19 protein-coding genes are annotated in these 17920 nt (G+C 67.3%); 11 read left to right on the top strand and 8 right to left on the bottom strand.

What is annotated here, in order from left to right; translation table 11 throughout:
• Nucleotides 1-17: 17 nt before the first annotated feature.
• Nucleotides 18-1436, top strand: a complete 1419-nt coding sequence (locus tag FHT98_RS05215) for an ATP-binding protein (RefSeq protein ID WP_465246928.1) — start codon at nt 18-20, stop codon at nt 1434-1436.
• An 8-nt stretch (nt 1437-1444) separates the two neighbouring features.
• Here the strand turns inward: FHT98_RS05215 and FHT98_RS05220 are convergent, their stop codons facing one another.
• A complete protein-coding gene (locus FHT98_RS05220; RefSeq protein ID WP_142112896.1) occupies nt 1445-2344 on the bottom strand; it encodes a LysR family transcriptional regulator in 900 nt (299 codons plus the stop codon).
• Between the two features lie 99 nt (nt 2345-2443).
• Here FHT98_RS05220 and FHT98_RS05225 point away from each other — a divergent pair, with 99 nt between their 5' ends.
• Nucleotides 2444-3082, top strand: coding sequence for a glutathione S-transferase (locus FHT98_RS05225; RefSeq protein ID WP_142112898.1), 639 nt, complete (start codon nt 2444-2446; stop codon nt 3080-3082).
• The gene (locus FHT98_RS05230) at nt 3072-3998 is read left to right on the top strand and encodes a pyridoxamine 5'-phosphate oxidase family protein (RefSeq protein WP_142112900.1); all 927 of its coding nucleotides are present in this window, start codon (nt 3072-3074) and stop codon (nt 3996-3998) included. Before FHT98_RS05225 ends, FHT98_RS05230 begins: the two co-directional genes overlap by 11 nt.
• A gap of 1 nt (nt 3999) precedes the next feature.
• Here FHT98_RS05230 and FHT98_RS05235 read toward each other — a convergent pair whose 3' ends face one another.
• From FHT98_RS05235 to FHT98_RS05260, 6 genes are all read right to left on the bottom strand, one after another.
• A complete protein-coding gene (locus FHT98_RS05235; protein WP_091856284.1) occupies nt 4000-4359 on the bottom strand; it encodes a tRNA-binding protein in 360 nt (119 codons plus the stop codon).
• Nucleotides 4356-6326: a methyl-accepting chemotaxis protein gene (locus tag FHT98_RS05240; protein ID WP_142112902.1), complete on the bottom strand. Its 1971-nt coding sequence runs from the start codon at nt 6324-6326 to the stop codon at nt 4356-4358. The genes FHT98_RS05235 and FHT98_RS05240 overlap by 4 nt, the downstream gene beginning before the upstream one ends.
• A gap of 121 nt (nt 6327-6447) precedes the next feature.
• Nucleotides 6448-7185 carry a TetR/AcrR family transcriptional regulator gene (locus FHT98_RS05245; RefSeq protein WP_142112904.1) on the bottom strand — a complete coding sequence of 246 codons (738 nt, stop codon included), beginning with the start codon at nt 7183-7185 and terminating at the stop codon, nt 6448-6450.
• A gap of 66 nt (nt 7186-7251) precedes the next feature.
• Nucleotides 7252-8073 (bottom strand): pyrroline-5-carboxylate reductase, encoded by an 822-nt coding sequence (gene proC / locus FHT98_RS05250; protein ID WP_142112906.1) that lies wholly within the window; start codon nt 8071-8073, stop codon nt 7252-7254.
• A gap of 115 nt (nt 8074-8188) precedes the next feature.
• Nucleotides 8189-8695, bottom strand: coding sequence for a type III secretion system chaperone family protein (locus tag FHT98_RS05255; protein WP_061969490.1), 507 nt, complete (start codon nt 8693-8695; stop codon nt 8189-8191).
• 325 nt (nt 8696-9020) lie between these two features.
• Nucleotides 9021-9275, bottom strand: coding sequence for an accessory factor UbiK family protein (locus FHT98_RS05260; protein WP_047577935.1), 255 nt, complete (start codon nt 9273-9275; stop codon nt 9021-9023).
• 242 nt (nt 9276-9517) lie between these two features.
• Between FHT98_RS05260 and FHT98_RS05265 the strand changes: the two genes are divergently transcribed.
• The 7 genes from FHT98_RS05265 to pth all read left to right on the top strand — a co-directional run bounded on the left by FHT98_RS05265 (nt 9518) and on the right by pth (nt 15996).
• On the top strand, nt 9518-10078 hold the full coding sequence (locus FHT98_RS05265) for a hypothetical protein (RefSeq protein WP_061969493.1): 561 nt from the start codon (nt 9518-9520) through the stop codon (nt 10076-10078).
• 196 nt (nt 10079-10274) lie between these two features.
• Nucleotides 10275-11219, top strand: a complete 945-nt coding sequence (locus FHT98_RS05270; protein ID WP_061969495.1) for a ribose-phosphate pyrophosphokinase — start codon at nt 10275-10277, stop codon at nt 11217-11219.
• A gap of 11 nt (nt 11220-11230) precedes the next feature.
• Nucleotides 11231-11953 (top strand): 7-cyano-7-deazaguanine synthase QueC, encoded by a 723-nt coding sequence (queC, locus tag FHT98_RS05275; RefSeq protein WP_142112908.1) that lies wholly within the window; start codon nt 11231-11233, stop codon nt 11951-11953.
• Entirely contained in the window at nt 11950-12513 is a 564-nt protein-coding gene (locus FHT98_RS05280) for a VUT family protein (protein WP_061969498.1), read from the top strand. The genes queC and FHT98_RS05280 overlap by 4 nt, the downstream gene beginning before the upstream one ends.
• Before the next feature lie 108 nt (nt 12514-12621).
• Nucleotides 12622-14475, top strand: a complete 1854-nt coding sequence (locus FHT98_RS05285) for a putative bifunctional diguanylate cyclase/phosphodiesterase (RefSeq protein WP_142112910.1) — start codon at nt 12622-12624, stop codon at nt 14473-14475.
• 135 nt (nt 14476-14610) lie between these two features.
• On the top strand, nt 14611-15231 hold the full coding sequence (locus FHT98_RS05290; RefSeq protein WP_061969500.1) for a 50S ribosomal protein L25/general stress protein Ctc: 621 nt from the start codon (nt 14611-14613) through the stop codon (nt 15229-15231).
• A 150-nt stretch (nt 15232-15381) separates the two neighbouring features.
• On the top strand, nt 15382-15996 hold the full coding sequence (gene pth / locus FHT98_RS05295) for an aminoacyl-tRNA hydrolase (RefSeq protein ID WP_061969501.1): 615 nt from the start codon (nt 15382-15384) through the stop codon (nt 15994-15996).
• A 3-nt stretch (nt 15997-15999) separates the two neighbouring features.
• On the opposite strand, the gene FHT98_RS05300 is transcribed toward pth, so the two are convergent.
• On the bottom strand, nt 16000-16605 hold the full coding sequence (locus FHT98_RS05300; protein ID WP_142112912.1) for a DUF5666 domain-containing protein: 606 nt from the start codon (nt 16603-16605) through the stop codon (nt 16000-16002).
• 206 nt (nt 16606-16811) lie between these two features.
• Here FHT98_RS05300 and ychF point away from each other — a divergent pair, with 206 nt between their 5' ends.
• Nucleotides 16812-17909 carry a redox-regulated ATPase YchF gene (ychF, locus tag FHT98_RS05305; protein WP_091856275.1) on the top strand — a complete coding sequence of 366 codons (1098 nt, stop codon included), beginning with the start codon at nt 16812-16814 and terminating at the stop codon, nt 17907-17909.
• Nucleotides 17910-17920: the final 11 nt, after the last annotated feature.

Consider the following 17920-nt stretch of genomic DNA (forward strand, 5'->3'; position numbering starts at 1 on the left):
GGAAAAGCTCGTCTGCGCTGCGTTCCGTCGCGCGTGGGTTTGCGCGGGCCCTTGCCGGGCTGGAAAAGGCACTGGACAATCTCGGCAAGACCGTACGACCGACGATCAAGCGCATCGGCCGGCCCTTGCAGATCATCGCGCGCTATATGCCCAAGGGGCTCTATCCGCGCGCGCTGGTCATTGTCATCGCGCCGGTCGTGCTGCTGCAATCGGTCATCGCCTATGTCTTCATGGAGCGGCACTGGCAGACCGTGACGCAGCGCCTGTCTTCGGCCGTCTCGGCCGACATCGCCATGCTGATCGATGTCTATGAAAGCTATCCGCAGGATGCCGATACCACGACGCTGTCGCGCATCGCGGCCGAGCGGCTCGGCATGGACCTCGACATCATCCCCGATTCCGACCTGCCGGCACCGGGCCCGCGCCCCTTCTTCTCGCTGCTCGACAACGCGCTCTCGACCGAGCTGTCGCAGCAGGTCGCCCGCCCGTTCTGGCTCGACACGGTCGGCCGCTCCAGCCTGATCGAGATCCGCGTCAAGCTCGGCAAGGACGTGATGCGCATCCTGACAAGGCGCAATTCGGCCTATGCCTCGAACAGCCATATCTTCCTGCTCTGGATGATCGGGACGTCGCTGATCCTCTTGACGATCGCGGTGCTGTTCCTGCGCAACCAGATCCGCCCGATCCTGAAGCTCGCCGATGCGGCCGAAGCCTTCGGCAAGGGCCGCGACGCCGATTTCCGGCCGCGCGGCGCCCGCGAGGTCCGCCGCGCCGGCAATGCCTTCATCGAGATGAAGCGGCGTGTCGAGCGCTCGATCGGCGAGCGTACGACGATGCTGAACGGCGTCAGCCACGACCTGCGCACCATCCTCACCCGTTTCAAGCTCTCGCTCGCCCTGATGGAGCGCTCCTCGGAAATCGAGGCGCTGGAGAAGGACGTCGACGAGATGAGCCGCATGCTCGAGGACTATCTCGCCTTCGCCCGCGGCGACGCCGGCGAGACCGCGGTCGAGGCCGACATCCGCTCCCTGCTCGAGGAGTTGAAGTCCGATGCCGAGCGTCAGGGCCACCAGACCGAGCTGACGGTGGTCGGCGATCCGCTCGTCGTGATCCGCCAGGACGCTTTCCGCCGCCTGCTGACCAACCTCGTCTCCAACGCGGCGCGCTACGGCGACCGCATCGCGATCCGGGCGACCCATGATGCGCGCTACCTGATCGTGATGGTCGACGATGACGGCCCCGGCATCCCGCCGGACCAGCGCGAGGAGGTCTTCCGCCCCTTCTTCCGCCTCGACGAAGCCCGCAATGTCGATGGCGGCGGCACGGGGCTCGGCCTTGCCATCGCGCGCGATATCGCCCGCGCCCATGGCGGCGACATCATGCTCGGCGACTCCCCGCTCGGCGGTTTGCGGGCGACCGTCCGGCTGCCGGTCTAGAATCGGCCTCAGCCGGCCCCGATCGGCGCAAGCGCGGGCAATCGCACCACTGCATGGTCGATGAAGGCGCGCACGCGCGGCGGCGGCGCCCGTCCACCCGGCACCACGAGCTGCACCGGCAGCGGCGGCGGCTCGAACTCCGCGAGCAGACGGACCAGCGCTCCTGAAGCGAGATCATCCGCCGCCTGATAGGACAGCACCCGCGCCAGCCCCCGCCCGGCCCGCGCCGCGATCAGCACCGATTCCACCTCGTTGACGATCAGGCGCGGTGTCAGCACCACGGCGCTGCCTGAGCGCGGCCCGCCGAAGCGCCAGGTCAGCGTCTGGTTGGCGGCGACGCTCGCGATGGTCTCATGCGCTGCGATGTCGGCCGGTCGGCGCAGCGGCGGGCAGCTGGCGAGATAGGACGGCGCGGCGACGAGGATGCGCCGGACCTCGCCGACCTTGCGCATCAGCAGGCCGGAATTCGGCAGCGGCCCGATCCGGACGGCCAGTTGCAGGTCCTCCTCGATCAGGTCGAGATTGCGATCCGCCAGCACGAGCTCGACCTGCACCTGCGGATAGCGATCGAGGAACTCGCTCACCAATGGCGTGACATGCCGCCGGCCGAAGGAAAGCGGCGCGGTGATGCGCAGAAGGCCGCTGACCGGCTCCGCCGCCGCAACGCCGAGCGCCGCCTCGTAATCGGCAAGCAGGCGCCGCGCCGTTGCGGCAAGCTCCCGGCCTGCATCGTTCGGGGTCAGGCGCCGTGTCGTCCGCGCGATCAGTTGCGTCCCGACCCTCTCCTCCAGCCCGGCCAGCGCCCGCGTCACGGCCGGGCGGGACTTGCGCAGCCGCCGCGCCGCACCGGCAAGGCTGCCGGCATCGACGATCGCGACGAAGATCGCCAGTTCCTCGATCCGGTCCATCTCATCGTTCCGCAAACCGAAATTCTGAGTTCAACCAATAGCAGATTACGACAGTTAAGCGAAACGATCATGATGCCCGGCAGAAGCAGGAGAACCGCCATGCCGTCGCCAGAGATCATCCTCCACGGAACGCCCCTCTCAGGTCATGCCCACCGCGTCGAACTGCTGCTGCTCGCGCTTGGCCTGCCTTATCGCAACGAGGAGGCCCCGGCCGATGTCCGGCGGAGCGATGCCTTCCGCAAGCTCAACCCGCTCGGCCAGATTCCTGTGCTGCAGGACGGCGACCTCACCTTCGCCGACAGCAATGCGATCATGGTCTATCTGGTCCGGCGCTATGCCCCCGACAGCACCTGGCTGCCGCTTGATCCCATCGGCGCAGCCAATGTCCAGCGCTGGCTCTCGATCGCCGCCGGCGAGGTCATGCACGGCCCCTCGATCGCGCGCCTGATCACGCAGTTCGGCCTGAAGGACGACAAGGCCCGCGCCCAGCGGATCGCGGCCAAGCTGCTCACCTTCATGGAAGAGCATCTGGCGACGCGCGACTATCTCGCCGCCACCCATCCGACGATCGCCGATCTCGCCTGCTATTCCTACGTCGCGCACGCGCCCGAAGGCGGCATCTCGCTGAAGCCCTATCCGGCCGTGTGCAACTGGCTCGCGCGCATCGAGGCCCTGCCCTTCTTCAAGCCGATCCCGCCTTCGCCCCTTCCCGCAGAGCTCGACGACGATGCTGCCTGACGGCCCCTTCCATGCCGGTGAGCTGGCGGCGCAGACTCTGGCCGGTGTCGCCTCGCGTGGCGCCGGTATCCGCAACTTCATGCCGGATCAGCATCGCATCTTCTTCGGCCAGTTGCCCTGGGTCTTTGCCAGTGTGCCCGACTCGGGCGGTTGGCCCTTGGCGACCGTGCTGGCCGCCAAGCCCGGCTTCGTGACAAGCCCCAGTCCGACCGCACTGTTGGTCGCGGCGTTGCCCTCCAAAGATGATCCGGCTTTCGAAACGTTCCGGCGTGACAGCCCCATCGGCCTGCTCGGGCTCGAATTCGAGACGCGCCGCCGCAACCGCGCCAATGGCCGGATCGAGGCTGTCGCTGCGAATAGGTTTACGGTCGAGATCGCGCAAAGCTTCGGCAATTGCGCGAAGTATATCCAGGTCCGCAACCGGGTTCAGGATGGCAATGAGCTCGCCGCGTCGGCATCGGAGCTGACCAGCCTTGATGCGCAGGCGCGCTCGCTGATTGCCGGGGCCGATACGCTCTTCATCGCCAGTGTCGCTGCGCCTGGGAGCGAACCCGGTGGCGTCGACATCTCGCATCGCGGCGGCCGCCCCGGCTTCGTCCGGATCGATGGCGACACCCTCACCATCCCGGATTTCGCGGGCAACAACTACTTCAACACCTTCGGAAACCTGCTGCAGGAGCCGCGCGCCGCGCTGCTCTTCGTCGATTTCCAGACGGGCACGCTGCTGCAATTGCAGGGCGAGGCAGAGATCCTCTGGCAGGGACCGGAACTGGCGCGGCTCGATGGCGCCGAGCGCCTGTGGCGCTTCCATGTCCGGCGCGGCTGGTGCCGGGCCCATGCGCTGCCGCTGCGCTGGTCGGCACCCGAATTCGCGCCGACCACCTTGCAGACCGGCCTGTGGGCGGCAGCCGCCTAGACTAGAAGAGCCTTCCGCCGACCGGCACCGCCTGCCCCGGCCCGATCAGGACGACCTCGCCCTCGGCATCGGGAATGCCGAGCGTCAACACTTCCGACATGAACCTGCCGATCTGGCGCGGCGGGAAATTCACCACCGCGAGGACCTGCCGGCCGGGAAGATCTTCCGGCCGATAGTGCTTCGTGATCTGCGCCGAGGATTTCTTCCGGCCGATCGTGCCGCCGAAATCGATGACGAGCTTGATCGAGGGCTTGCGCGCCTCGGGATAGGGCTCGGCCTCGACGATGGTGCCGACACGGATGTCGACCTTCAGGAAATCATCGAAGCCGATCTGGGCGGCCGGTTCGGAAGGCGCGCTCAAAACTCCGCCCACCCGTCGTCGCGCGCATCCGTCTTGGGCGCCGTAGCGGCACTGCCGCTGGAGGCCTTGGCGCGCGGAGCCGCCGGGCGCGGCGCCGCAGCGACGGCCGCCCGCATGGTCTGGGAGATCGCCTTGAGCTTTGCGACGTCGCCGCCGAGCTGGAAGCGCGCGACCAGCGAGGAGAGCCGGTCGGCCTCCTGCGAGAGCGAATGCGCGGCGGCGGTCGACTGCTCGGCCATCGCGGCGTTCTGCTGGGTCGCCTGGTCCATCTCGCCGACCGCGGAATTCACCTCCTGGAGGCCCGAGGCCTGCTCCTGCGCCGCACCGGCGATCTCGGCGACCAGCGAGGTGACGCGCGTAATCTCGGAAGCCATGCGCTGGAGCGCGCCGCCGGTCTGGCCGACGAGCGTGACGCCCTTCTCGACCTCGATGGTCGAGGCGTCGATCAGCGTCTTGATCTCCTTCGCTGCGGAAGCCGAGCGTTGCGCCAGCGCCCGCACCTCGGAGGCCACGACCGCGAAGCCCTTGCCGGCATCGCCGGCGCGGGCCGCCTCGACCGAGGCATTGAGTGCGAGCAGATTGGTCTGGAAGGCGATCTCGTCGATGACGCCGACGATCTGCGAGATTTCCTGAGCCGATTTCTCGATGCCGCCCATCGCCGTCACGGCATCGCGGACGATGCTGGTCGACTGCTCGGCTTCGGTCTTGACCTGCTCCGTCGCCTGGTTGGCAAGGCGCGCGCTTTCCGCCGTCTGGCGGACCGTGGCGGTAAGCTCGTCGAGTGCCGTCGCGGTCTCCTCGACCGAGGAGGCCTGTTGCTCGGTCCGGCTGGCGAGGTCGTCCGCCGCCTGGCTGATCTCGGTCGAGCCCGCCTTCATGCTGTCAGTATTGGTCGCGATCTGGCGCATCGCATCCTGCAGCTTGGCGATGGCGCCGTTGAAATCGTCCTTGAGCTTGACGTATTCGGCCGAGAAGGCGGCCTCGATCCGGTAGGTCAGGTCGCCATCCGAGAGATGCTCCAGCCCCTGGCCAAGAGCCAGCACCACGTCGGCCTGCACGCGGGCATGCTCGGCGCGGTCGGCCTCGTTGCGCCGGCGCTCGCCATCGGCGGCGCTGCGATGGCCGGCAGCCTCCTCTTCCATCCTGAGCTTGTCGGTCTCCATCGCCTCCTTGGCGAGGGCCGCATCGCGGAAGACGACCAGCGTGCGCGCCATGGCGCCGATCTCGTCAGGCCGCTCCTGATGCGCGATCGTGGTGTCGAGCTGGCCCGCGGCCAGACCCTCCATCGAACCGCGCAGCGAATGCAGCATGCCGGAGGCGCGGCGGCTGAGGATGATGACGAGGCCAAGCATGACGAGACCGAGCGGCACCAGCACCTTGGCAACGCCGCCGACCATGCTCACGAAGGCCGCATCGACATCCTGGACATGCAGGCCGGAGCCGACCACCCACTGCCATTGCGGGATGCCGATGATGTAGGAAATCTTGAGCGAAGGGTCCTTGTCGCCGGCCTTGAGCCAGCCATAGTCGACGAAGCCCTCGGTCTTCGCCTTCGCCAGCGCGACCATCTCCTGGACGAAGAACTTGCCGTCCGCGTCCTTGAGCGGCTTCATGTCCGTCGACTGGATCTTCTTGTTGGCGTGCAGGACGCTGATGCCGTCGTAATCGATGAGGAAGTAATAGTTCCCGCTGTCGAACCGCGCGCTGCCGAGCGCATCCATCGCCAGCTTCCTGGCATCCTCGTCCTTCAGCTCGCCGGCCTGGACGCGCGCCAGGTAGCCCTTGACCGTCGTCGCGGCGGCTTCGACCGCATTCTTCATCTCGGCCCGCTTGAGCGTGATCATCTCGTTGCGGGCGGCATTCAGCGTATAGCCGACGGCGCCGACGGCGATCAGCACGGCCAAGGCCGCGATCAGGCCGAAGGAACGGCTGATCGAAAGGGTCGCAAGCTTCCTGGTGAACGACATTCGCGTATCCTGCGCGATGGGGGAATTCCCCTCATTCGCGCAGGATTGGCTAAGGCACGCTTAACATTGGCGCAGTTTCGCCACATTTTGTCGCAGGCCGAGCGCGGAAGCTGCGCGGCGCTCAGATCGCCGGTGCGTAGTCCTCGTTGTCCTCGCCGCGCTCGGAGGCTCGTTCGCGCCGGCGCGCCTTCAGAGGCCGCCCGGAGCAGATCGCCCGCGCCAGCCCGCGGAACGGCGCCATCAGCCGATGGACATCCTCGACGCGCGCCATGATCCGCCCTGCCGTCTTCAGTTCGCGGTCGAGCCGCGCCATCGTCTTCGACAGCTCCGGCTCGTCGTCGTCGAGCCAGGCCTCGGAGACGCGCGCCATCAGCAAAACCGCGCCCTGCACCCGCAGATGACCCAATGCATCCTCGGTCGGGATGCCGGCCGAAGCCAGCATGTAGCGCCAGGAATTGACGGCGCCGCGATTGAGCGCCGCCAGCGCCAGCGGATCGCGCCGGATGACCGGCGCAATCTTGCGCAGACCTGCCTTGTAAGGCGCCATCGCATCGAGCCGGCGCATCACGAGGTCGAACAAGCGCTCCTTGACCGGCTCGCCGGCGAGATCGTCCGAGGAGCCCGCCAGGACGGCATCGTCGACGATGCGGGTCACACCGCCCAGCATGGCGAGCTTGGAGGGGAACAGCCCGCGCAGTTGCGCCAGCGTCAGTCCGGCCTCGGTCGCGATATCCGGTAGTTCGATCTCGTCCCAGCGTCGCTCGACGGCGAGCTTCATCAGCGCATCGACGGCGCGACGGCGCGGATCGGCCGCAGGCGGCGCCGCCTGGGGCGGGGTGGAAACGGGTTTGCGGGCCATGGGGCAGCTCCTCTCGCTTCGCAATGAGAAGAGGTTAGGCCGCTATCGTGGCAGGTGGAAGGCGGTTCAGCCGGAAAGCTCGCCAGCGCGACGTTTCGCAGCAGCCACCGCCTTGCGCATCAGCGGCTTCATGCCGTCTTCGGCCATCAGCACCTCGAGTGCCGCTGCCGTCGTGCCACCGGGCGAGGTCACGTTCTGGCGCAGCGTGCCGGGCGGAAGCGGCGACTGGAACAGCAACTCGCCGGCACCCTCCACAGTCGCGCGGGCCAGGCGCTCCGCGACATCGGCGGGCAGGCCGGCATCCTTGCCAGCAGCCGCGAGGCACTCGACGAGATGGAAGACATAGGCCGGGCCCGAACCGGACACGGCCGTCACCGCATCGATCAGCCCCTCGTCGTCGAGCCACTCGACCTTGCCGATGCTGCCGAGCAGCGCGTCGGCGGTGGCGCGCTGCGCCGCGCTCACGCCCTTGCCGGGAGCCGCGGCGGTCGCACCGCGCTGCACCGCGGCCGGCAGGTTCGGCATGGCACGGATGATCGCGCCGGCATTGGGCAGGCGCGCCGAAAGATCGCCCAGCGTCTTGCCGGCGAGGATCGAGATCAGCAGCGTCCTCGGATGGATGAAGGCCTGCACCGCAGGCGCGGCCGTATCGAGCATCTGCGGCTTGGTCGCCAGCACGACGACATCGGCGGCGGGAATATCCTTGGCGGACGGATTGAGGCGCATGCCCTTGTCGTTGGCAAGCGCGACCATCTCGTCCGACGGCTTGGGATCGATCAGGCTGATTCCCCGGGGATCGATGCCGATGCGCAGCCAGCCCTCCAGCATCGCGCCGCCCATCTTGCCGGCGCCGATGAGGACGAGCGATTGCGGCAGGGAAGCGGTCATGGCGGTTCTCGTCGCTTGGGAACAGGGCGTCATGCCGGGCTGGCGCCTGAGCATGTCGGAACCAGAGCCTGCAAGAGGTGGCCCGGTCAAGCCCGGCCATCACGTCGGCGCGACCTCAGGCCTCGCCGACCGTCTCCAGGATCGCGCCCTCCATGCCTTCCTTCGCGGTCTTGCCGGCCCAGACGACGAACTGGAAGGCCTGATAGTAGCGCTCGCAGGCCTCGACCGCAGCCTTGACCAGCGCGATCGCCTGCTCTTCGGTCGGCTCGGCCCCACCGGAAAGCAGCAGGGCGTGGCGGTACATCACCACGCTTTCGCTGCTCCAGAGGTCGAAATGGCCGAGCCAGAGCTGCTCGTTGACGAGGCTGACGAGCTGCAGCACCTCGCCACGCCGCCGCTCCGGCACCTTGAGGTCGAAGGCGCAGGCGATATGCAGCGCTTCCACCTCGGCGAGCCAGGTGATCGCGACATGGTATTCCGACCAGCCGCCGGTCACGGAGACCGAGAGCTCATCTTCGCTGTCGCGATCGAATGACCAGTCGTTGAGGGCGGCGAGGCGTTCAAACAGGTCAAGCGGGTTGGAAGGCCGATCCAGCTCGGCATCCATATCGAGGTCCATCATGCCCTAGGGTCCACCTTCCGGAGCGAAAGGCTCCGGCGCGTTCGAGAACAGGAACACGGCGACTGGAAAGCCGAAGGAACGCAACACACCTCCGGAACCCCTCTGAAAGAGGCGCTCCCATTCGGCGCGGCAGGACGAATCCGCCCGACGAATCAATTCTTTCCACCGACGATAGCGCAGGCGCTGTGACGCTCCCAACACGGCGCCAAGCTCCGCGGATTCGGCCGGCGGGCTCAATCCCCCCGAAGGGCTGTCCACAGCACATGGCTGTGGACATAACCTGAGGGCAACCGGGGGCCGCTCTTGAAGCAGCCCCGGCCCGTTCTCAGGCCTTGCCGAGCTTCTCCTCCAGCGCCTTCAGCCGCGCGGCGAGCTTGTCGTTCTCCTCGCGGGCGATCAGCGCCATCTCGCGCACCGCCTCGAATTCCTCGCGGGTGACGACGTCGAGATCGCGCAGCAGGCGCTCGATCTGCGTCTTGACCACCGTCTCGACCTCGCGCCGCACGCCCTGTGCCGCGCCGGCGGCATCGGTGGCCAGACGGGCGATATCGTCGAGGATACGGTTGCCGGGGTTCACCATGGCTCTCTCCCTTAAAGGCGCGAAACTCTCTGCCGACAGCCTATAGGCAGCACAGGCGGGAGCCGCAATTGCGACCGGATGTCGGGCATGCCCGCTGCCCCGATGGGCCGGACTTCATCTCGCCGGCGAAGCCGCCGCCGAGGCGCTCGACCTGCCCGATCTGGACCTCGCCATCCGTTGAGCCTAGAACAGCGGCACAGGGAATCTCGAAGCGGTCCACAGCCCAAAGGGCGGGAGGCGTCATGATCAACCGTTTTAGCGGCCTCGTTCTGGGGCCGGTTTTTGCGCTGGCTGTCGCCGGCTGCCAGGAAACCACCCAGACCGCGGCCCGTCCGCGCGTCGATGCGCCGGGCGTTCCGGTCTCGGTCCAGAGCATCTCCGGAGCGCCCGAAAACGTCACCACCAGCTTCGCGGGCCTGCTCGGCGAAGCCGCCGCCGAGCGCAAGATGGAGATCGTCCCCGGCAACAAGCCGGCGCGCTTCCGCGTCAAGGGCTACCTCACGGCACAGCCGACCGAGGACGGCCAGACCTCGCTCGCCTTCGTCTGGGATGTCTATGATTCGACCAAGCAGCGCGCCCAGCGCGTACAGGGCGAGAGCATCGGCAAGCGCAGCGGCGGTTCCGACCCCTGGGCCGGCATCGATCAGACGGTCGTCGCCAAGGCCGCTTCCGACTCGATGGATGCGATCGCGGGCTTTCTCGTGACCACGCCCGCCGTCGAGACGCTCAAGACCGAGACCAAGACCGGCAAACCCGCGAAGCCGGGCACCCGCGTCGCTGCGACGGACCCGAAGAAGAGCTGAGGCCACGCCAGGACCCGCTGTGCAGCGACGCTGCGGCAGTGGTTTCCGGGTCACGGCGCAGCGCCCTGCGCTTTTTGGCCATCGATATTGCACTGCAGCGGTCGACTCCATCCAACCGCGCTGTTAAGAGCCGTTCGAATTGAGCCGGCAATGCCGGCCCTCCCTGCTCAGCCTTGATGCAACGGTGCGCTACGGCATGGCCTCTCACTTCAAAGTCGTCGCCGGCAACTCCAATCGTCCGCTGGCCGAGGCGATCTGCAACCATCTCAGCATCCCTCTCGCCAAGGCCTCCGTCCGGCGCTTCGCCGATATGGAGGTCTTCGTAGAGATCCAGGAGAACGTGCGCGGACAGGATGTCTTCATCATCCAGTCGACCTCGTTCCCGACCAACGACCACCTGATGGAATTGCTGATCATCACCGATGCGCTGCGCCGCTCCTCGGCGCGCCGCATCACGGCGGTGATCCCCTATTTCGGCTATGCCCGCCAGGATCGGCGCGCCTCCGGCCGTACGCCGATCTCGGCCAAGCTCGTCTCCAACCTGATCACCCATGCCGGCGTCGACCGCGTGCTGACGCTCGATCTGCATGCCGGCCAGATCCAGGGCTTCTTCGACATCCCGACCGACAACCTGTTCGGCGCCCCGCTGATGGCGCGCGACATCAAGGACCGGCTGGAATGGAAAAACGCCATGGTCGTCTCGCCGGACGTCGGCGGCGTGGTCCGGGCGCGCGCGCTCGCCAAGCGCATCGACGCCCCGCTCGCCATCGTCGACAAGCGCCGTGACCGGCCGGGCGAATCCGAGGTCATGAACATCATCGGCTCGGTCGAGGGCCGCTCCTGCATCCTGATCGATGATATCGTCGATTCCGGCGGCACGCTGGTGAATGCAGCCGACGCCCTGCTCGAGCAGGGTGCCAAGGAGGTCTTCGCCTATATCACCCACGGCGTGCTCTCCGGCGGCGCGGTCGCCCGCATCGCCTCGTCCAAGCTCAAGGAGCTGGTGATCACCGACTCGATCATGCCGACCGAGGCCGTGAAGGTCGCGCGCAATATCCGCGTCATCTCGATTGCCGGCCTGATGGGCGAGGCGATCGAGCGCACCGCGAGCGAGACCAGCGTGTCGAGCCTGTTCGACTGAGAGGTTCCGGCTTGGGTAACTCCCGCGCCCTCGTCCTGTTTTCCGGCGGCCAGGATTCCACCACGACCCTGGCTTGGGCGCTCGACCGCTTCGACGCGGTCGAGACGATCGGCTTCGACTATGGCCAGCGCCATCGCATCGAGATGGAATGCCGCGAGACGATCCGCGCCAAGCTTCCCACGCTCTCGGCCCGCTATGCCGAGCGGCTCGGCCCCGATCATGTCGTCGATCTCAAGGTGCTCGGCGCGATCTCCGAGACGGCCCTGACCCGCGAGACCGAGATCGCTTTCACGGATGCCGGCCTGCCCTCGACCTTCGTGCCCGGCCGCAACCTGATCTTCCTGACCTTCGCCGCGGCGCTCGCCTATCGCCGCGACCTCAAGCACATCGTGCTCGGTGTCTGCGAGACCGATTATTCCGGCTATCCCGATTGCCGCGACGACACGATCAAGGCGATGCAGGTCGCGCTCAATCTCGGGCTCGACCGCCGGCTCGTGCTGCACACGCCGCTGATGTGGCGCGACAAGGCGCAGACCTTCGCGCTCGCCCGCGAAATCGGCGGCCAGGCCCTGCTCGATCTCGTGATTGAGGACAGCCATAGCTGCTATCTCGGCGACAGGACGACCCGGCATGGCTGGGGTTACGGCTGCGGCCATTGCCCGGCCTGCGATTTGCGATCAAAAGGCTTCGCGGCTTACCTCGCAGCCCCCGACGACAGCGGACTTGACCTATGACCCGTGACCGCCAGCGCTTGACGGAAGGCGTTATCGCCCTCGTCCTGTTCGGCCTGACCATTCCCGCCGCCAACTGGATGATCGGCAATGCCGGCGCGGTCTGCGTGCCGAACGGTCCCTGCCTCGTCCCGGTCTGGCCGGGCGTGATGGCGCCGAGCGGTGTCCTGATGGTCGGCCTTGCCCTGGTATTGCGCGACATCGTCCAGCGCCGCCTTGGCCCGCTCGCCGGTCTCGGCGCCATCGCGGTCGGCACCCTGATCTCCGCGATGCTCGCCCCGCCCGCCATCGTGCTGGCCTCGGTCGCGGCCTTCCTGCTCTCGGAGCTCGCCGATTTCGCGGTCTACACGCCCCTGCAGCGCCGGCGCTTCGTCACGGCCGTCTTCGCCTCCAGCGTGATCGGCCTCGTCGTCGACAGCCTCGTCTTCCTGCATCTCGCCTTCGGCAGCCTCGACTTTCTCGCCGGCCAGATCATCGGCAAGGCCTGGATGGTGCTGCTCGCCTTGCCGCTGATGCACCTCCTGCGCCGCCGCGACGAGCGGCTGGGCCTGGTCGCCGCCTGATTCCAGGCATCGCGCCGCCGCGTAAAGTTTGAGGCGTCGCCTCAATCTGACTTTAAGGCATTTGCGCCAGGATCGGGGTTCTTCGACGAGCACTCTGTCGGGAACTCCGTGACCAGACCTTCGGGCCGCCTGCAGGCTCTGCAGAACGATATTCTTGAAGATATCGCGCGTGGCGAGCCTCTGATCGCATGCATGGAGCGCCTGTGTCATCGTGCCGAGGCGATCTCGCCCGGCGTCATCTGCTCGGTCGTCGCCATCGACAACCAGTGCTGCCTCCAGCCTCTCGCCTCGCCCAGCCTGCCCCCGCACTATGTCGGCGCCATCAAGGGCGTGCCGGCAGGCCCGGAGGTCGGCTCCTGCGGAACCGCGATCTTCCGCGGCGAGCCCGTCGAAGTCACCGACATCGCCACCGATCCACTCTGGCGGGCCTATACCGATCTCGCCCTGCCGCTCGGCCTGCGCGCCTGCTGGTCGACGCCGATCAAGGCGCGCGACGGGCGGGTGGTCGGTGCGTTCGCCTTCTATTTCAGGACGGCTCGCCGTGCGGGAGCGCTCGAACGCCGGATCGTCGCGACCTGTGTCCATCTCTGCGCCATCGCCATCGAGCATGACGAAGTCCGCACCCGCAATCACCGCCTCGCCTATTTCGATACGCTGACCGGACTGCCGAACCGCAGCCAATTCAACAGCGCCATCGCGGAGATGAGCGCGGCCGGCCGCCGCTACGGGTTGATGCTGATCGACATCGATCATCTCAAGACGGTCAATGACACGCTCGGCCACGCCGCCGGGGATGCGCTGATCGCCGTGGTCGGCCGGCGGCTCGACGTCGCGCTGGCCGGCTGCCTCACCTGCCGGATCGGCGGCGACGAGTTCGCCGTTCTCGTCCCCGATTGCAGGGAACCTGCGCGTATGCGTGCCTTCGCCTCGGCCGCGATGGCGGCGGTCGCGGTTCCGTTCGACCATGACGGCCACAGCCTCGTGCCGGGCATTACCATCGGCGGGGTCATCGCCGGCGAGGACGGCCAGGACACCGTCACGCTGCGGCAGAACGCCGACCTCGCGCTCTACCACGCCAAGGAAACCCGGCGCGGCCGCTATGTCCGCTTTCGCAGGCAATTGCGCAGCGCGATGATGCATCGCATCCGCACCCGGCGGGATGTCGCGGGCGCTCTCGGCGACGACCGGATCATCCCCTATTACCAGCCGGTCATCCGCCTCGACACCAACGAAGTCGTCGGCCTCGAAGCCCTGGCCCGGATGCGCCTCGACGACGGCCGCATCATCGCGGCCGGCGAATTCCAGGACGCCCTGCGCGATCCGAAGATCGCCCATCGTACCACGACCCAGATGCTGACGGCGGTGGCCACCGACATGGCCGAGTGGCGCGCGAGCGGCCTGAATTTCCAGCATGTCGCGGTCAACGTCACCTCGGCCGACTTCCAGAAGGGCGACCTCGTCCAGCGCGCCACCCGCACGCTGGAGAAGGCCGGCGTACCGCTGCAGCAGCTCGTGATCGAGGTCACCGAGCAGGTCTTCATGGGCGGGCGCAAGGACGGCGTCGCGCGCACCATGGAAGCGCTGCGCGCCAATGGCTCGCCGGTCGCGCTCGACGATTTCGGCACCGGCTTCGCCTCCCTGACCCACCTGCTCGATTTCCCGATCGACATCATCAAGATCGACCGCTCCTTCGTCGGCTCGATCGACAGCGGCGCCCGCAGCGAGATCATCATCGAGGCCCTGCTGACGATGACCCGCCGCCTCGGCATGAAGATCGTCGCAGAGGGCATCGAGAAGCAGGCGCAGGCCGAGCGCCTCAGCGAAATGGGCTGCGGCCTCGGCCAGGGCTACCTCTATTCGCCGCCGGTTCCGGCCTCGATCATCCGCGAATGGCTGCAGCGCTTCGCCCAGCCGATCCAGGCGACCGTCCCCACGCGCGGCCTTGTCGCCAACGCCGCCTGAGCCGGGCTTGAGATCGCGGCGGTTTTCGCCTATGAGCACCCCAGCGTTCGGCTGACACCCTTGGAGGCTCTGAACGCATAAATCCGATGGCCGCCACGTGGCGGCCTTGTCATTTACAAGTCAAGGACATCCAACATGACCGCCGTGAAGCAAATCGAGGCTTCGGCGCGCGCACAGGTCGGCAAGGGGGCCGCCCGTGCTGTTCGCCGCCAGGGCCAGACGCCTGCCGTGATCTATGGTGGGGGCGCTGCTCCCGAAGCCATCGCGCTCGACGCCAACAAGACCCGCCAGCTGATTTTCGGCGGCCACTTCCTGACCACGATCTTCGAGATCGCCGTCGCCGGTAAGAAGCAGCGCGTCATTCCGCGCGATTACCAGCTCGACCCGGTCAAGGATTTCCCGATCCATGTCGACTTCCTGCGCGTCGCCAAGGGCCAGACCGTCACGGTCCAGGTTCCGGTTCACGTCACCGGTCAGGAAGCCAGCCCCGGCGTCAAGAGCGGCGGCCTGGTCCAGATCATCGAGCACGCCCTCGAAGTCACCGTCGAGCCGGACAGCATCCCGGATTCCATCGACATTTCGGTTGCCGGCCTGAACGTCGGCGACTCCGTCCATGCCGACGCGATCAAGCTCCCGGCCGGCGCCAAGCTCTCTGTCGGCGCTGACGCCACGATCGTCACGATCTCCGCGCCGACCGTCGAGGCCGAGCCTGAGGCCGCCGAGACTGAGGAAGCCGCGGCTGAAGCCAAGGCCTGATGAAACGGCGCCAGCCGGCGCCGCTTTCACCTCGAACGCTCACGAGACGGCCGGGTTTCCCGGCCGTTTTGCTATGGCATCGAACCGGAAAACGGTGTCCGGCCTTCGGGCGGATCCGATGCTGAACGAACAAGTCTGCGGAGCCTCGCCATGCTGATTTTCGCCGGCCTCGGCAATCCCGGCGCGCGCTATGCCCGCAACCGCCACAATATCGGCTTCATGGCCCTTGGCGAGATCGCGCGCCTGCACCGCGCCTCGCCCTGGCGCGCCCGCTTCCAGGCGGAGGCCTGCGAGGCCACGATCGGCACCGAAAAGGTCATCCTGCTCAAGCCGCAGACCTACATGAACGAGTCGGGCCGCGCGATCGGCGAGGCCGCGCGCTTCTTCAAGGTCGCGCCGGCCGATGTCGTCGTCTTCCATGACGAGCTCGATCTCGCCCCCGCCAAGCTGCGCGTCAAGCTCGGCGGCGGCAATGCCGGGCATAACGGCCTGCGCTCGACGACGGCTGCGATCGGCAACGACTATCGCCGCGTGCGCATGGGCATCGGCCATCCCGGCCTCAAGGAACTGGTGCACAGCTACGTGCTGAACGATTTCGGCAAGGCCGAGCAGCCCTGGGTCGAGGATCTCTGCACGGCCTGCGCCGACCATGCGGCCCTCCTCGCCGCCCATGACGACGCCGGCTTCCAGAACAAGGTCCATCTCTTCATGGATGCGCGTGGCCACGGCGCCGTGAAGCGGCTCGGTGAAAAGAGCGACGGCTGATCTTCAGAGCGGAAGCTTGGCACCCGCCTTCGCCACGGTGATCCGGCTCGTGCTGTAGCTGCCATCCGCCTGCCGGCTCGCCGTCATCGCGACCTGCGCGCCAGGCTTGAGCTCGCTCGCCTCGGCAGGCGCTGCCATCAGGATCGTCGCCTCCGGCGTGATCGCCACCTTCTGCTCGCCACCCGGATAGCTCAGCACCAGATTGGCGCCGTCGACCCGCGAGACCGTCTCGGCCACCGTCGCATTGGTCATGGTCGCATCCGGCAGCACGCCCCAGGGCCGGTGCCCCTCGCCCGTGCCGCGCATCGCCTCCGGGAAGATCACGACCTGTACCGCGAGCAAGGTGCCGTCAGCCTGCGGCTTGGCGCCGACGCCGATGAAGCTGCCTTTGGCGATATCGCTTGCCTTCGCCGCCACCATGCCGCCGACCGAGTAGCCGGGCGCGAGCGCGACCTTGAGCTCCCGGCCGTCCGCCGCCTTGAGCTCCAACGTCGCCCCTTCCACGCGCTCGACCGTGCCGCGCAACCGCGTTCCTGGCGCCTGGGCAACGGCCATGCCGCCGGCAAGGGCGAAGGCCGACAGGGCGAACGCAAGACGAAAACGCTTCATGACGAGGCTCCGAACGCCGCGACAGGCGGCCCGCCCGATCCAGCACCCGCATCAGCCCGCCTGCCATGCACGTTCGCGTGAGGGGCACATCGGCCATCAGGCGCGCGGCACTTGTCTTTATCGCGCAAGCCCCCCAATAAGGCCGCAACTTTCAAAGCTTCACGCCCGGCATAGGCGATCCGCCACGGGCAACGGAACAGGCGATCATGGGTTTCAAATGTGGCATCGTCGGCCTGCCTAATGTCGGCAAGTCGACCCTCTTCAACGCGCTGACGCAGACGGCCGCGGCCCAGGCCGCGAACTATCCGTTCTGCACGATCGAGCCGAATGTCGGTGACGTCGCCGTACCCGACGAGCGGCTGGAGAAGCTCGCCGCCATCGCCGGCTCCAAGGAGATCATCCCGACGCGGCTGACCTTCGTCGACATCGCCGGCCTGGTGCGCGGCGCCTCGCGCGGCGAAGGGCTCGGCAACCAGTTCCTCGCCAATATCCGCGAATGCGACGCAATCGCCCATGTCGTGCGCTGCTTCGAGGACGGCGACATCACCCATGTCGAGGGCAAGGTCGCTCCGATCAACGACATCGAGATCATCGAGACCGAATTGATGCTGGCCGATCTCGAAAGCCTCGAGAAGCGCGTCCTGCCGCTGGAGAAGAAGGCCAAGACCGGCGACAAGGAGGCCAAGGAGCTGGCCGATTTGATGAATCGCTGCCTCGTGCTGCTGCGCGACGGCAAGCCGGCCCGCCTCGTCCAGGTCGCGGCCGACGAGCGCCGCACCTTCGAGACACTCGGCCTGCTCTCGTCCAAGCCCGTGCTCTATGTCTGTAATGTCGAGGAAGCCAGCGCCGACAAGGGCAACGCCTTCTCCGAACAGGTGAAGGCTCGCGCCGCCGAGGAGAACGCAGTCGCCGTCGTCGTCTCCGCCAAGATCGAGAGCGAAATCGCCGTGCTCCCGGTCGCAGACCAGAAGGACTACCTGGAGGCCGTTGGCCTCGACGAACCCGGCCTGAACCGCGTGATCCGCGCCGGCTACAGCCTGCTCCATCTCGTCACCTATTTCACCGTCGGCCCGAAGGAAGCGCGCGCCTGGACGATCGAGAAGGGCACCAAGGGGCCGCAGGCCGCCGGCGTGATCCATACCGATTTCGAGAAGGGCTATATCCGCGCCGAAACCATCGCCTTCGACGACTACATCGCCAACAAGGGCGAATCCGGTGCGCGCGAGGCCGGCAAGTTCCGCCTCGAAGGCAAGGAATACGTCGTCGCCGATGGCGACGTACTGCATTTCCGCTTCGCGAACTGAGGGCCCTGCCG

This window comes from Allobosea sp. AK1, assembly GCF_006714945.1.
Lineage (GTDB): Bacteria > Pseudomonadota > Alphaproteobacteria > Rhizobiales > Beijerinckiaceae > Allobosea > Allobosea robiniae.